14 protein-coding genes and 1 pseudogene are annotated in these 14,254 nt (G+C 55.7%); 6 read left to right on the top strand and 9 right to left on the bottom strand.

What is annotated here, in order from left to right; all coding sequences use genetic code 11:
* Window positions 1-91: 91 nt before the first annotated feature.
* Window positions 92-1,105 carry a LacI family DNA-binding transcriptional regulator gene (locus E0L21_RS09305; protein WP_131408790.1) on the bottom strand — a complete coding sequence of 338 codons (1,014 nt, stop codon included), beginning with the start codon at window positions 1,103-1,105 and terminating at the stop codon, window positions 92-94.
* Window positions 1,106-1,370: 265 nt separating this feature from the next.
* Between E0L21_RS09305 and ascF the strand changes: the two genes are divergently transcribed.
* The 4 genes from ascF (at window position 1,371) to E0L21_RS09285 (ending at window position 7,218) form a co-directional block, all read left to right on the top strand.
* Window positions 1,371-2,813, top strand: coding sequence for a PTS cellobiose/arbutin/salicin transporter subunit IIBC (gene ascF, locus E0L21_RS09300; RefSeq protein ID WP_131408788.1), 1,443 nt, complete (start codon window positions 1,371-1,373; stop codon window positions 2,811-2,813).
* Window positions 2,814-2,834: 21 nt separating this feature from the next.
* Window positions 2,835-4,259: a 6-phospho-beta-glucosidase gene (locus E0L21_RS09295; RefSeq protein ID WP_131408786.1), complete on the top strand. Its 1,425-nt coding sequence runs from the start codon at window positions 2,835-2,837 to the stop codon at window positions 4,257-4,259.
* A gap of 167 nt (window positions 4,260-4,426) precedes the next feature.
* On the top strand, window positions 4,427-5,320 hold the full coding sequence (locus E0L21_RS09290) for an SDR family oxidoreductase (RefSeq protein ID WP_131408784.1): 894 nt from the start codon (window positions 4,427-4,429) through the stop codon (window positions 5,318-5,320).
* 68 nt (window positions 5,321-5,388) lie between these two features.
* On the top strand, window positions 5,389-7,218 hold the full coding sequence (locus tag E0L21_RS09285) for a glycoside hydrolase family 15 protein (RefSeq protein ID WP_131408782.1): 1,830 nt from the start codon (window positions 5,389-5,391) through the stop codon (window positions 7,216-7,218).
* 75 nt (window positions 7,219-7,293) lie between these two features.
* Here E0L21_RS09285 and E0L21_RS09280 read toward each other — a convergent pair whose 3' ends face one another.
* The 7 genes and pseudogenes from E0L21_RS09280 to E0L21_RS09250 form a co-directional block, all read right to left on the bottom strand.
* Window positions 7,294-8,346 (bottom strand): bifunctional transcriptional activator/DNA repair enzyme AdaA, encoded by a 1,053-nt coding sequence (locus tag E0L21_RS09280; RefSeq protein WP_131408780.1) that lies wholly within the window; start codon window positions 8,344-8,346, stop codon window positions 7,294-7,296.
* Window positions 8,330-9,097, bottom strand: a pseudogene (locus E0L21_RS09275) (isocitrate lyase/PEP mutase family protein). The gene E0L21_RS09280 and the pseudogene E0L21_RS09275 overlap by 17 nt, the downstream one beginning before the upstream one ends.
* Before the next feature lie 258 nt (window positions 9,098-9,355).
* Window positions 9,356-9,655 (bottom strand): helix-turn-helix domain-containing protein, encoded by a 300-nt coding sequence (locus tag E0L21_RS09270; protein ID WP_017459287.1) that lies wholly within the window; start codon window positions 9,653-9,655, stop codon window positions 9,356-9,358.
* Window positions 9,643-10,005, bottom strand: coding sequence for a type II toxin-antitoxin system RelE/ParE family toxin (locus E0L21_RS09265; protein ID WP_131408778.1), 363 nt, complete (start codon window positions 10,003-10,005; stop codon window positions 9,643-9,645). The genes E0L21_RS09270 and E0L21_RS09265 overlap by 13 nt, the downstream gene beginning before the upstream one ends.
* A gap of 106 nt (window positions 10,006-10,111) precedes the next feature.
* Window positions 10,112-10,819, bottom strand: coding sequence for an ArsR/SmtB family transcription factor (locus tag E0L21_RS09260; protein WP_131409061.1), 708 nt, complete (start codon window positions 10,817-10,819; stop codon window positions 10,112-10,114).
* Entirely contained in the window at window positions 10,816-11,208 is a 393-nt protein-coding gene (locus E0L21_RS09255) for an amino acid-binding protein (protein WP_131408776.1), read from the bottom strand. The genes E0L21_RS09260 and E0L21_RS09255 overlap by 4 nt, the downstream gene beginning before the upstream one ends.
* Window position 11,209: 1 nt before the next feature.
* Window positions 11,210-11,524: an antibiotic biosynthesis monooxygenase family protein gene (locus tag E0L21_RS09250; protein ID WP_131408774.1), complete on the bottom strand. Its 315-nt coding sequence runs from the start codon at window positions 11,522-11,524 to the stop codon at window positions 11,210-11,212.
* Window positions 11,525-11,720: 196 nt separating this feature from the next.
* On the opposite strand from E0L21_RS09250, the gene E0L21_RS09245 reads away from it, so the two are divergent.
* Window positions 11,721-12,209: a PTS sugar transporter subunit IIA gene (locus tag E0L21_RS09245; RefSeq protein WP_235855213.1), complete on the top strand. Its 489-nt coding sequence runs from the start codon at window positions 11,721-11,723 to the stop codon at window positions 12,207-12,209.
* 140 nt (window positions 12,210-12,349) lie between these two features.
* Entirely contained in the window at window positions 12,350-13,354 is a 1,005-nt protein-coding gene (locus E0L21_RS09240; RefSeq protein ID WP_131408772.1) for a LacI family DNA-binding transcriptional regulator, read from the top strand.
* Between the two features lie 16 nt (window positions 13,355-13,370).
* On the opposite strand, the gene E0L21_RS09235 is transcribed toward E0L21_RS09240, so the two are convergent.
* The gene (locus tag E0L21_RS09235) at window positions 13,371-14,234 is read right to left on the bottom strand and encodes an aldo/keto reductase family oxidoreductase (RefSeq protein WP_131408770.1); all 864 of its coding nucleotides are present in this window, start codon (window positions 14,232-14,234) and stop codon (window positions 13,371-13,373) included.
* Window positions 14,235-14,254 lie beyond the last annotated feature (20 nt).

The raw sequence follows: 14,254 nt of genomic DNA, 5'->3' as shown, positions 1-14,254 counted from the left end.
GCGTGCCAGAATTATAATCAGCTGTAATTAAAGGAAATTTATAAAACCAGAGGGCTGTCATCGACAGAAGTGACGATGACAGCTGACGAGATCAAGCGTGCGGGCCGTCAGTGATGGAATCGCGGGTAATTAACTCACCTGGAAAGGTTTGCTGGTAGTGAAAATCGCCGCCATCAAGCATAAAGATCAAGCGGTTAATCGTCTCTTTGATCATCTCCGTGACCGGGATTTTCACGCTGGAAAGCGCCGGCACGGTAAAGGGCGCAATGGCGATATCATCAAACCCCACCACCGACACCTGCTGTGGCACCGCGAACTGGCTTTCATGCAGTTGCTTAATCGCGCCGATGGCCATATCGTCGTTGCTCGCCACCAGCGCGGTGAAGGTCGCCTTGCGGGAAAGCAACTCCGCCACGCCTTGCGCACCGCTGGCTGGCGTCCATTTCCCTTCGGTTATCAATTCATTACGCACCTCGATCCCGTGCTGCGCCAGCGCTTCTTTATAACCCGATAAACGCTCAATACCGGTGGGTGAATCCAGCGAACCGGTGATAAATGCGATATCGCGGTGACCACGGGTGATAAGCCGCGACACCACGCTCATGCTGGAGGCTTTCTGGTCAGAGTAAACACAGTGGCTGGCGTGTTTACGCAAACGGCGATTGAGCACCACCAGCGGTTGCGAATGGTTGTCGATAATCTCGTCAAGTTCATCAACACTCAAAAAACGCGGGTAAATAATGATCGCATCACAACGCAAATCGAGCAGGTACTGGATCGCCTGGCGCTCCTCTTCGGCGCTGTGTTTCCCGTCTGCCAGCAGCAATCGACGGCCTTTATCTTCGGTCATGCGCGCGGCATGGGAAAGCAGCTCGCTAAAATAGACACCGTGATAAAGAGTGTTGGTGACCACCAGCCCTAAGGTCTGGGTTTTGCTGGAAGCCAGGCTGCGCGCCAGCAAATTCGGGCGATAACCGCTTTCGGTAATGGCCTGAAAGACGCGTGCTTTCGTCTCTTCGCCAACATACCCTTTGCCCGTCAGCACGCGGGAAACGGTGGCTTTCGACACCCCAGCCCGCTTTGCTACTTCCTGCATTGTCGCCATCGATCCTCCCGCTGCAAAAAACGTGACCCGAAGTGTACTTCAGGCGTTGCGATGATGGGAACACTTAAGCCCGACAGATCAACATTTCCCTCGCGCCTCATCTAGTGATCAACGTCACGATTATAAAAATAACCTCTTTTCATGTCTTGTTTCACACAATGAAACTCTTCATGATTTTGTGGAACCGGTTACCTATTTCATGTTTCATGGCCGCCAGGGCGTTGCGATGAAGCAGTACCTTATTGATAAAACAGGACAAAATTTAATGGCAAAGAATTATGCCGCGCTGGCCCACTCGGTGGTGGACGCGCTGGGCGGAGCCGATAACATCGCCGCCGTAACGCACTGTATGACGCGCCTGCGCTTTGTGGTGAAAGACGAAACACGCATCGACGCCCCCACGCTTAAAAGCGTCAGCGGCGTAATGGGTGTGGTACGCAACGACAACCAGTGCCAGGTGATCATCGGCAACACGGTTTCCCAGGCGTTTCGCGAAGTGGTCAGCCTGCTGCCGCAAGATATGCAGCCGGTTGAAGTGCAGACGAAGCAAAAACTGACGTTGCGCCGCATCGGCGCGGGCATTCTCGATGCGTTGATCGGCACCATGTCGCCGCTGATCCCGGCGATCATCGGCGGGTCGATGGTTAAACTGCTGGCGATGGTGCTGGAGATGTCCGGCGTGCTGCCAAAAGGCTCTTCCACACTGACGATTCTGACAGTGATTGGCGACGGTGCCTTCTTCTTCCTGCCATTGATGGTGGCAGCATCTGCGGCGGTGAAATTCAAAACCAATATGTCGCTGGCAATCGCCATCGCCGGGGTGCTGGTGCATCCGAGTTTTGTCGATCTGATGGCGAAAGCCGCGCAGGGCGAGCACGTTGAGTTCGCCCTGATTCCGGTGACGGCGGTGAAATACACCTATACCGTCATCCCGGCGCTGGTGATGACCTGGTGCCTGTCGTATATCGAACGCTGGGTGGATCGCATTACACCGGCGGTGACGAAAAACTTCTTAAAACCGATGTTGATCGTGCTGATTGCCGCGCCGCTGGCAATTGTGCTGATTGGCCCGCTCGGCATCTGGATCGGTAGCGCGATTTCCGCGCTGGTCTACACCATTCACGGTTATCTCGGCTGGCTCTCCGTCGCCATTATGGGCGCACTGTGGCCGCTGCTGGTGATGACCGGGATGCACCGTGTTTTTACCCCAACCATTATTCAGACCATCGCGGAAACCGGCAAAGAGGGCATGGTTATGCCGTCGGAAATCGGTGCGAACCTGTCGCTTGGCGGTTCTTCGTTGGCGGTAGCCTGGAAAACCAAAAACCCGGAACTGCGCCAGACCGCAATGGCGGCGGCGGCTTCCGCGATTCTGGCTGGTATCTCAGAACCGGCGCTCTACGGCGTGGCGGTGCGCCTGAAACGCCCGCTGATTGCCAGTTTGATTAGCGGGTTTGTCTGCGGCGCGGTTGCCGGTATCGCCGGGCTTGCCAGCCACTCAATGGCGGCGCCTGGGTTATTTACCAGCGTCCAGTTCTTCGACCCGGCCAACCCCATGTCCATTGTCTGGGTGTTCGGCGTAATGGCGCTGGCGGTAGTGTTGTCATTTGTGTTGACGCTGCTGCTCGGGTTTGAAGATATTCCCGTGGAAACCGAGAACAAACCGCAAGCGGCCGAGCCGGTCAATGTAAAAGAAGCACGAGCCTGATTTAAGAAAGCGAGGTAACGCATGTCAGTATTTCCGCAAGGATTTTTATGGGGCGGCGCGCTTGCCGCCAACCAGTCGGAAGGGGGTTATCTGGAGGGCGGCAAAGGGCTGACCACTGTAGATATGATCCCGCACGGCGCGAACCGTCTGCCAGTGAAACTGGGTCAGGAAAAACGCTTTACGCTGCGCGATGACGAGTTCTACCCAAGCCACGAGGCGATCGATTTTTATCATCGCTACAAAGAAGATATCGCGCTGATGGCGGAGATGGGTTTTTCGGTGTTTCGTACCTCGATTGCCTGGAGCCGCCTGTACCCGAACGGCGACGAACTGACGCCGAACCCGGAAGGGGTAGCGTTCTACCGCGCGGTGTTTGAAGAGTGCAAAAAGTACAATATCGAACCGCTGGTCACGCTGTGCCACTTCGATGTGCCGATGCATCTGGTCATCGAATACGGCTCATGGCGTAACCGCAAAATGGTGGAGTTTTTCACCCGTTACGCACGCACCTGCTTTGAAGAATTTAACGGGCTGGTGAAATACTGGCTGACCTTCAACGAAATCAACATCATGTTGCACAGCCCGTTCTCCGGTGCGGGGCTGGTGTTCGAAGAGGGTGAAAACCAGGATCAGGTGAAATACCAGGCGGCGCACCATGAGCTGATTGCCAGCGCGCTGGCAACGAAAATCGCCCATGAAGTAAACCCGCAAAACCAGGTGGGCTGCATGCTGGCGGGTGGTAATTTTTATCCCTACTCCTGCAAACCGGTCGATGTGTGGACGGCGCTGGAAAAAGATCGCGAAAACCTGTTCTTTATCGATGTGCAGGCGCGCGGCAGCTACCCGGCCTATTCCGCGCGCGTGTTCCGCGAAAAAGGCGTCACCATTGTGAAAGAAGCGGGTGACGACGAAATCCTGAAGAACACCGTCGATTTCGTCTCCTTCAGTTATTACGCTTCACGCTGTGCGTCGGCGGACATGAATGCCAACAACACCAGCGCGGCCAACATCGTGAAATCGCTGCGCAACCCGCACATTGAAGTCAGCGAATGGGGCTGGGGTATCGATCCGTTGGGTCTGCGCATTACCATGAACATGATGTACGACCGCTACCAGAAACCGCTGTTCCTGGTGGAAAACGGCCTCGGCGCGAAAGATGAACTGAACGCCAATGGCGAAGTAGAAGATGATTACCGCATCAGCTACCTGCGCGAACATATCCGTGCGATGGGCGACGCCATCGAAGATGGTATTCCGGTTATCGGTTACACCAGTTGGGGCTGTATCGATCTGGTGGCGGCATCCACCGGCGAGATGAGCAAGCGCTACGGTTTTGTCTATGTCGACCGCGATGATGCCGGTAACGGTACGCTGGCACGCAGCCGTAAAAAATCGTTCTGGTGGTATAAGAAAGCGATCGCCAGCAACGGGGCCGATCTCGACTAAACACCGCGCAACACCAGGCGGGCAACACGAACGCATTTCGTCGTTGCCCGTCTTTCTCCCCCTGTTTACAGACTTTTCTCAACGGCAGTTTGCCGCTTGATAGCGTGACAACGCTCACATCTATGCCAGGCTTAATGACGTGTACAACAACGTCTGAAGGAGAAAGCATGGCAGAGCAAAGCCCAAAAACCACGCTAGCACCGCACTATCCTACTCCTCCGTTTGTCGAACAACCGCAGCCCGCACCGGGTCTTGCCAGCAAAATGAAACCTGTGCCGGATCACGGTGAAACCCGCTACCGGGGTTCCGGGCGTTTAACGGGCCGTAAAGCGCTGATCACCGGTGGCGATTCCGGCATTGGCCGGGCGGTCGCCATTGCCTACGCACGCGAAGGTGCGGATGTGGCAATTAATTACCTGCCGGAAGAGGAATCTGACGCCGCTGAAGTGATCAAACTCATTGAAGCCGAAGGGCGAAAAGCCATCGCCATTCCGGGTGATATTCGTTCGGAGGCGTTTTGCCAGACGCTGGTCAACGAGGCGGTTACGAAACTGGGCGGGCTGGATATTCTGGTTAACAACGCCGGTCGCCAGCAGTTTAACGAGTCGATTCTGACGCTCTCAACCGAAGATTTTGACGCCACCTTTAAAACCAACGTCTATGCGATGTTCTGGATAACCAAAGCCGCAGTGGAACATCTGCCGCGCGGTGCCAGCATAATCAACACCTCTTCGGTGCAGGCCTACCAGCCAAGCCCTATTCTGCTGGATTACGCGCAGACCAAAGCGGCGATCGTGGCGTTCACTAAATCGCTGGCGCAGCAATTGGGTGAAAAAGGCATCCGCGTGAATGCGGTTGCGCCTGGCCCTTACTGGACACCGCTGCAGTCCAGCGGTGGTCAGCCGCAGGAAAAAGTACAGCAGTTCGGGGCCAGCGCACCGCTGGGCCGCCCAGGTCAGCCCGTAGAAATTGCTCCGCTGTATGTCACCATGGCCTCGGCGGAAAGCAGCTACACCTCCGGGCAGGTTTGGTGTTCTGACGGGGGTACCGGCACGCTGTAATTCTCACTCCCGATTCCACTCTGTATGGCCGCCGTCTGGCGGCCATTTCTGGTAAGGATCGCAACACCGTGAAGAACACAATTTTTAACTCTCCTGTGCGGGAGGATGGCTTTGCCGAACCCGGCGATTACGCCGCGATTGGTGAAGGGCGCTCGGTCGCACTCATCGCTCCGGACGGATCAATTGACTGGTGGTGCGCGCCAAACCTCGATTCCCCGCCGCTTTTTGATCGCCTGCTCGACCCGGAGATTGGCGGTTTTTTTCAGCTAGAACCGCAGCAACCTTACACCGTTACGCGGCGCTACAGGCAGGACAGCAACGTGCTGGAAACCACTTTTACTACCGCCAGCGGCAAAGTGTTACTCACCGAATCCATTAACAGTACGCTCGCCGGACGTTTGCCGTGGAGCGAGTTGGCGCGCCGGATTGAAGGTCTGGAAGGCGAAGTGGCATTAGCGCTGAAAGTCCGTTTCGGGACGCGGGCAGAAACCTGTTCGCCATGGATGAATAAAACAGCGCACGGCAACGTCTACCATATCGCCGATTTAATGGCGATGCTGCGCACCAGCGAAGAGGTCAACATCACCGACGCCGACGATGAGCAGATTAACGGTCACATGAAAATTTCAGCGGGCCAGCGGCGGTTAGTCGCCCTGCTGGTGACCGAGAAAGAGCCGCTGGCCGTGCCGAGCCTCGATGCTATCGACGCGCGAATTGAAACCAGTCATGCCGCCTGGTGCGACTGGAGTAAAAACCTGAGCTATGCAGGGCGCTACACAGAGCATGTTGGGCGTTCCGCGCTGGCGCTAAAATTCCTTTGGTATTCCCCGACCGGCGCGCTTGCTGCAGCGGCGACCACCTCAATTCCGGAAGGCATTGGCGGCGAGAAGAATTACGATTATCGCTACGCGTGGATCCGCGATGCCTGCCTGATTATTAAAGCGTTTGCGTTTTTGGGCGCGCTGGAAGAGTGCAAAGCCGCTTTCTCATGGCTGTCAAAAACCATTATCCGCCACGGTGTCAGGCTGCAGGCGTGTTACACACTCGAAGGGGATGAAGTGCCCAGCGAAACTTACCCGGCGCTGCGGGGCTACAAAAACTCAAAGCCTGTGCGAGTGGGTAATAACGCTCGCGACCAGTTACAACTCAGCATGTACGGCGACATGCTGGCAACGGCGGAACTGTTCGTCAAGGCGGGCCACGTGCTGGATCTCACCACCTCGCGGCTGCTGGGCGAGTTGGCGAACTGTTGCGCCGATCACTGGCGACAAAAGGATTGCGGGATTTGGGAACTGCCCGAGCTGCAACATTATACCCACTCCAAGATGGCGTGCTGGCTGGCGCTGGATATGGCCGTGCTGATGGCGAAAGAGAAATATATCGAACCGACATGGGTCGGGCGCTGGGAGCGCGAGCGGGATCGCATCCGCGACTGGATCGAAAGCCATTGCTGGTCAGAGAGCAAGCAGGCCTACCTTTTTTACCCGGATAGCGACGATCGGCTTGATGCTTCGCTGGCGCTGGTTTATCGCTATGGTCAACATGTTAACCCCCAGCGCATGCTTGCCACTTACCGGGCCATTGAAGAAGAGTTGGGTCACGGCGGCGCACTGGTCTACCGCTACAGCGGCGTCGAACAGGAAGAGAACACTTTTGTCGCCTGTTCGTTCTGGCTGGCGGCAGCCTGGGCAGCAATGGGCGAGATAACCAAAGCCGAAGCGGCAATGGAGGCGATCCTCAACGCCCTTTGCGATAGAGGCAATGTCGAAACCTTTAATGAGATGTTTGATGTTCGCACCGGCAAGTGGAGCGGCAACCTGCCGCAGGGTTTAAGCCACCTGGCGCTGATTTGCGCCGCGCAGGCGATTACCGATTACAGCACCTCATCCCACCCGTGAACAGGTATAAGGGGAAAACGCGCACGCTGGCCCGACCTGCGACCGAAGGATTTTCTGCCAAAGGGGTAAACACTGCTACCGTATAAGGTGGTTTTTCTCATGCGCGATCAACCACGCTTTGCGCGCGATACCGCCGCCATAGCCGGTCATGGAACCGTCTTTACCGATGATCCGGTGGCAAGGAATGACAATCGCCACCCGGTTCGCACCATTGGCCGCTGCGACGGCACGCACCGCAGTGGGTTGCGCAAGGGATTCCGCCAGCGCTTGATAATGCGTGGTCTGACCGTAGGGCACCGTTTGTAAGCCCTGCCACACACGGCGCTGAAATTCACTGCCAGGCAGATCCAGCGTCAGCGAAAATTGCCGCCTGTCGCCGGCAAAATACTCGCCGATCTCTTTTTCCGCCTGCCGGGTGTGCGCGTTTTCCCCGGCGATAATGCGTGCTTTCAGCAAGCGCTGTAAGTCGCTGAATTCAGTCTCCAGCATGCGCCGGTCAACAAACTCCAGCAGGCAAACGCCCTGTTCCGTGGCGCAGACAAACATCGGACCAATCGGCGTGGTGAAACGGTGGATCATGATCACTTGTCGCCCCACACTTGGTGCGGCACCGGTGAGTTTTTTACAGGTATAGCCAAAGCCGCTGAGCGATTCATAACCGCTATCAAACGCTACATCGGTGGCGCTGCGTCCACCTTTCAACTCCTGAAGCGCCATATTGACCCGCGACATGCGCTGAAAAGCCTGAAATGTGATGCCATGTTGCTGTAAAAACCAGCGCCGCACGCGCTCCGGGCTGATGCCCTGCTCACGTAGCAGCGTGTCGCTGATGCGCATTTTGGGATTGGCGCGAACCAGCGCTACCGCCTGTTCAATAAAGTCCGGTGCCGAACAGGCATTTTCCGTTGGCCGACACACTTTACACGGGCGGAAACCGGCGTCGAGCGCTGATTTCATCTCGCGGAAAAACACCACATTTTCCCGCTTAGGTTTACGCGCGCGACAGACGGAAATACAAAAAACACCGGTGGTTTTGACGCCGACAAAAAAGAGGCCGGTGTATTCAGAAGCGCGATCGAGCAGCGCCTGATACCAGGTGTCGCACTGCGCTTTATCCGTGATTTGCATGGTGGAAAACGCCCTCAAAAGATTGCTGAGTCTGCACGCTCAACAGTATGTTTTTCAGCTGCGTTTGTAACGCGGCATGGATGAAATTACCCATCGAAATGCGGCGCACACCGAGCGTTGCCAGTTCGGCGAAGCCCGCCAACCCCGGTACGCACATCACATTGAGCGGCAAAGGAATCCGTTGGACAATGGCGGCAATATCCGCGTTTTGCATCACGCAGGGCACAAACAGACCGTCCGCGCCTTGTTGAGCGTATAACTGCCCGCGATACAGCGTCTCTGCCAGCGCATTTTCGACGTTCAGCAAGAAGGTATCGGTACGGATATTCAAAAACAGCGTGCGCGGCAATTGCGCGCGGATTCCCCGTAACTGCCGGGCGAATTGGGTGGCCTCAACCAATTGCCTTTCGCCATTAACCACGCGGCTATCTTCCAGATTGATGCCCACCGCACCGAGATTGATGAGTTGTTGCAGGTTATCGGCAATGGCTTGCGCGGTTTAACCGTAACCGGCTTCCATGTCCACGCTGAGCGGCAGGTCGCAGGCGGCACGAATGCGCTTCACCATAAACAGCAATTCAGCAAACGGCATTTGTTCACCATCTTCATAACCGAGCATCGTGGCAATGGCGGCGCTGGACGTGCCCATCGCCTGATATCCGGCCTGCTCTGCCGCACGCGCGCTGGCTGCGTCCCAGACATTGGCGATCAGTAATGGTGTGGTTTGATGGTGAAAAGCGGTGAAATCCATGGTCGTCTCCAGGGGTATTAAGTGGAGCGAGTGTGGCGTTTGCCGCCGACTTCTCACAACCGAAAATCGGACGACCATTTTTTATATATCGGGCAGGAAACGTTTCACTGCTGGTAATCAATTTGCCCAGTCTGGAACAACGATCATTGTCTCAGGCAAAGAGCGCATTTTTTCTCATAAAATCAATGCAGTGTTGTGTAGGCCGGATAAGCCGCAAGCCGCCATCCGGCGGCGTATTCACGGCTTTTGGCATCAATATCAGATATGAAATGCAACGCGTTTGCCTGTCGGCAATGTGATATCAATGCTTAACTCGCCACCTAACGCAGAGACATAACGCTTGAGAGTAGAGAGACGGGGATCGTTGCCAGGCTGCTCTATTTTCGCCAGTGTCGGCTGTTTGACGCCCATGACTCCGGCAAGCTCGGTCTGGGAGATATTCAATTCTTCACGTAGCTGGCTCAATACAATGTTGCGGCGCAGCTCATCAACACGCTCTTCAATTCGCGCCTGGCTTTCAGGGCTGCGTTTCGCTAAAAGTTCGTCTAAGGTTGCCACGTTAACTCCTTATTTCGCATATGATTTCTGAACTCTGCGTCGGCAATTTTTATCATCTCTTTATAAAACCGTTTCTCGTTAACGCCTGTCTTATCTCCGGCGCACAACACAATAGCCCGCCGCGTAGAATCGAACGCAAAAAAAGCGCGTACGGGAGAACCTGCATACTGGATCCTCAACTCTTTCATATTGCTATAGGTTGATCCTTTTATAGTATCGACATAAGGACGCCCAAGCTGCGGGCCAAACTCACTGAGGATCCTGAAAACCGCTAAAATCTCATCCTGCAACGGTTCTGGCTGGATGCTAAACCACACGTCAAAACGCTCCGTCGTAATCACTTGCCACATTGCCGTTCCCTCATAGCTTTTTTGCTATGAACGGAAATTATAGCCTTAAAGCTATGCGATCAAGAAAAGTTTAACCATTCCTGAAGCCGTGTCGACAATTTTATTCTCACCCTTTCACGCCAAACACCCGAAAAAACGCGGTTTTCCCCTCTTCCGTTACCGTGACTTCGCGATAACCCGGGGTTCTGCGCAACCAGCCCTGTTGTTCGAAAGCAATCAGCAGCGCCGCGCCCGCGTCACCGCCGAGGTGAAAACGCCGCTCGCTCCAGTCCAGACAGGCGCTACAGGGTTTGCGGCGGGTGCGCGGATCAAGGGTGACACCGACCTTTTCAAGGTTCCGTTTACCCAACTCGGTTACCGCACTGCCATCATCAGTGATCCAGCCTTCGCGCTGCATAAACGCATACACACCAACGGCTATTTCACCGGCAAGATGATCATAGCAAGTACGCGCCTGACGCAGCGCCAGCGGCGTGCGGGTGACAGGTGCCTGCGCGCCACGCATTGATACGCTCATCATCGTTTCCAGCAGTGCGGCGACATCGCTGCCTGCCAGCCGGTAGTAGCGGTGTCGCCCCTGCGAAACGCAGACCAGCAGACCGCTACTGAGCAGTTTTGCCAGATGCGCGCTGGCCGTTGACGCGGCGATATCCACTACCGCGCTCAACTCGGTCGCGGTCCACGCCCGCCCGTCCATCAGCGCGCAGAGCATTTTCGCCCGTGACGGATCCGCCATCGCGCTGGCAAGGCCCGAAAGCGTCTCCTCCAGCAGATGTGGTTCTTCCTGCGTTTTGCGGAGTTCATAGCCGGTCATAACGGTTGTACGTCCCATCGTTGTGTTGCCTCGCGCGCCAGCGGATCGTTATCGGTAAGTAGGATCAACCGGTTGTCATGATCGCTGTATTGCACAAGAATATTGATATTATGTTGCGCGATCGTGCGGGCAATTTCGCCTAACTCACCAGGACGCTCCTGCTTGAGTTTGCGAATAACCGGCGGCGTCACGGCATGCACACATAAACCGGCAGCGGTTAACACTTCCCGGGCGCGCTCGCCGTCAGCCACCAGAAAGTGCGCATGGCATTGATCGCCTGTGGTAAACACACCGCCCCCTTCCAGCCCGACGCCATTTTTGCCAAGCGTTTCACCCAGCCGTGCCAGCTCGCCCGGCGCATTATTCAGGATAACGTGAATATCGTACATATTATGGTTTCTCCGGAGTTGATGTGTAATCGCGAAAAACCGTCGCAACACGGATGCGGTAATACGCAAAAATAGCTTCCCGCCCTTCGCTCTGAGCCGCCTGGTGCAAGACATTGCGTTTCCAGGCTTGCACCGCCGCTTCATCCCGCCACCATGACAGTGACAATATCTTCCCTTCGCGGCTTAAACTCTGGAAACGTTCAATAGCGATAAACCCGTCAATTTCTGCCAGTACAGGCTTGAGTTCTGCGGCTAATTGCAGGTATCGCGCCTGCTTGCCTGCGGCGATATCGGCTTCAAAAAGTACAGCGATCATAAAGTGGCTCCCTCGTGAATGATGAGCCGCCAGTGTTGCGCAGACGGCACATCGACACTTCGCCCCCGAACGAAATATGCCTGTGCGATTTCGTGCCCCTGCTCAAAACCGTGAAGTGATTTGGCTCGCAGATTTCCATGAAACCGATCTCACGCAGTTACACCGACTCAATTTGCGATAATAAAAGGTAAATAAAATGAGCCCGGATTCGCCGATGTCGTTGATTGGCGAGCGAGTCGGCGCGAGTACCGCGATTGTGCTGACCATTGTGATGGTGCAGTTTGTCGGTTTTGAAGATCCGGTAGACGCAGCGGTTTCTGATGAAAAAAGCGCGGCGCTGACTGTCGGTTCACTGCAGATGCTCAGCCCCATCAAAGGCGAAGTGATCGCGCTGGAGAGCGTGGCGGATGAAGCTTTTGCCGGAAAAATGCCGGGCGATGGCATCGCCATCATCCCGCACGAAGGTAAAGTTGTCGCCCCTTGTGATGCACAGGTCGCAACATTGATCGACTCTCATCACGCCATTGGCCTGATATGTGATAATGGCGCGAAATTGCTGATTCATGATGGCCTTAACACCGTTAATCTTCAGGGACAATATTTTACGCCGCTGGTCGGGTTAGCGCCGGAACACCGCTGCTGGCCTTTGATAAAGAACATATTGAGCAGGCAGGTTACGACTTGACCACGCCAGTGCTGGTGGTCAACAGTGAGGGGTTTACGCTCACTCGCCACCAGTCGCAGGGCACTGTCACAGCAGGAGTTCCGCTGATGTCGCTGGTCTGAAATTAACCGCCATCATAATAACAAGAGCGAGGTTGAACGATGGTAACGATACTGGATGTCGCCAGGCTGGCCGGCGTCTCCAAAGCGACAGTATCGCGCGCGCTAAACGGCAAAGTCTTTGTCCGTGAGGAAGTGAAAGCCCGTATTATGCAGGCGATTGCCGAAACGGGTTATCGACCCAATCAGCTGGCGCGCAATCTTGCCAACAATAAAACCAACTCGGTCGGGCTGGTCATCACCAACGGGCTGTATAACGGCCCGTTTTTCTCCAGCATGATTTACCACGCGGCAACCAACAGCGAGTTGCACAGCCGCCAACTGGTGCTGGCGGACGGTAAACACAGTGCGCAGGAAGAGCGCGACGCCATCGATCTACTGCTGTCGCTGCGCTGCGAAGCGATCATGATCTACCCCAAATACCTGTCGGTTGCCGAACTCGATGAGATCATTGAACACAACCAAACGCCGATCGTAGTGATCAACCGGGAACTGTCTCGCCACCGCAGCCAGTGCGTGTTTGTCGATCACCAGCAAAGCTGTGAAACGATGATGGAATATCTGCTGACGCAAGGGCACAGGCGCATTGCGTTTGTCGCCGGTTCGGATGCCTCCCCCACCGGCGAGAGGCGTTTAGCCGGTTATCGTAATGCGCTGCGCAACGCCGGGATTGAACCCGACCCGCAACTGCTGGTGCGCGGCAGTTGGAGTACCGACAGTGGTTATGAGGCGGGGCGCGAACTGTTGGCGCGCAACGTGCCGTTTAGCTGCGTGCTGGCCGGGAATGATGATATGGCGATTGGCGTGGCGAAAGCCTGCTATGAGGCGGGTTTGCGGCTGCCCGAAGATGTGTCGCTGGCCGGGTTTGACGACTCGGTTATCGGCAAATATTACAACCCATCCCTGACCACCATCCATGTTCCGATGGAAGAGATGATCCGTAACGCCATTGAGATGGTGCTGATGCCAGAAGCTGCCGCCATTTGTGCCCATCGGGGCGAGCTGGTGTGCCGTGAGTCGGTGATTGCGCCTAAAACTGCCCGGTAAACCGGGCAGTTTCTGATTACGCGTGGCCGATGGCGTCGAGCTTCGCCAGCGCATCTTGCGATAATGTGAGCTTCGCGCTGGCAAGGTTTTCCTGCAAATGCTGTGGTGACGAAGTGCCGGGAATCAGCAGGATATTCGGTGAGCGCTGCAACAGCCAGGCCAGAGCAACCTGCATTGGCGTTGCGCCAAGCGCCTGCGCCACCTCATTCAACTCACCTGACTGCAACGGCGTAAAACCACCAAGCGGGAAGAACGGCACAAAGGCGATCCCCTGCGCATTCAACGAATCAATCAACGCGTCGTCATGGCGATTCGCCACGTTATAGAGGTTCTGCACACAGACAATCGGCGTCATTTTCTGCGCGTCCGCCACCTGTTTTGCCGTCACGTTGCTCAGGCCAATATGGCGGATCAGCCCGCGCTCTTTCAGCTTAATCAATGCCTCCAGCGGTGCTTCAAGCGGCCCCTCTTCCGGCCCATGTACGCCGAACATTGAGCGCAGGTTCACCACTTCCATCGCCTCAAGCCCGAGGTTTCGCAAGTTATCCTCAACGGCTCGCGTTAACTCTTCAGCGCTGAAGGCGGGCAACCAGTTGGCTTTGTCATCACGGCGCGCACCGACTTTGGTGACAATGCACAGATCATCCGGGTACGGATGCAGCGCTTGCTTGATCAATTTATTGGTGACATGCGGGCCATAAAAATCACTGGTGTCGATATGGTTCACACCCGCGGCAATCACATCACGTAGCACCTGCAGCGCTTTCGCTTCATCAGCAGGCGGCCCAAACACGCCGGGACCCGCCAGTTGCATTGCACCGTAACCCAGGCGACCAACCAGGCGATCGCCCAGACGAAAAGTAAGTGAGGGTTGAGACATGGAGTACCTCCTGTGCATTA

This window comes from Kosakonia quasisacchari (genome assembly GCF_004331415.1).
GTDB classification, from domain to species: domain Bacteria; phylum Pseudomonadota; class Gammaproteobacteria; order Enterobacterales; family Enterobacteriaceae; genus Kosakonia; species Kosakonia quasisacchari.
This window is presented reverse-complemented; position numbering and strand designations above follow the sequence as displayed.

Bases quoted from the DNA above. Each gene is read 5' to 3' on its own strand.
- E0L21_RS09305 (WP_131408790.1), bottom strand. From the start codon at position 1,105: ATGGCGACAATGCAGGAAGTAGCAAAGCGGGCTGGGGTGTCGAAAGCC.
- ascF (WP_131408788.1), top strand. From the start codon at position 1,371: ATGGCAAAGAATTATGCCGCGCTGGCCCACTCGGTGGTGGACGCGCTG.
- E0L21_RS09295 (WP_131408786.1), top strand. From the start codon at position 2,835: ATGTCAGTATTTCCGCAAGGATTTTTATGGGGCGGCGCGCTTGCCGCC.
- E0L21_RS09290 (WP_131408784.1), top strand. From the start codon at position 4,427: ATGGCAGAGCAAAGCCCAAAAACCACGCTAGCACCGCACTATCCTACT.
- E0L21_RS09280 (WP_131408780.1), bottom strand. From the start codon at position 8,346: ATGCAAATCACGGATAAAGCGCAGTGCGACACCTGGTATCAGGCGCTG.
- E0L21_RS09265 (WP_131408778.1), bottom strand. From the start codon at position 10,005: ATGTGGCAAGTGATTACGACGGAGCGTTTTGACGTGTGGTTTAGCATC.
- E0L21_RS09260 (WP_131409061.1), bottom strand. From the start codon at position 10,819: ATGACCGGCTATGAACTCCGCAAAACGCAGGAAGAACCACATCTGCTG.
- E0L21_RS09255 (WP_131408776.1), bottom strand. From the start codon at position 11,208: ATGTACGATATTCACGTTATCCTGAATAATGCGCCGGGCGAGCTGGCA.
- E0L21_RS09250 (WP_131408774.1), bottom strand. From the start codon at position 11,524: ATGATCGCTGTACTTTTTGAAGCCGATATCGCCGCAGGCAAGCAGGCG.
- E0L21_RS09245 (WP_235855213.1), top strand. From the start codon at position 11,721: ATGAGCCCGGATTCGCCGATGTCGTTGATTGGCGAGCGAGTCGGCGCG.
- E0L21_RS09240 (WP_131408772.1), top strand. From the start codon at position 12,350: ATGGTAACGATACTGGATGTCGCCAGGCTGGCCGGCGTCTCCAAAGCG.
- E0L21_RS09235 (WP_131408770.1), bottom strand. From the start codon at position 14,234: ATGTCTCAACCCTCACTTACTTTTCGTCTGGGCGATCGCCTGGTTGGT.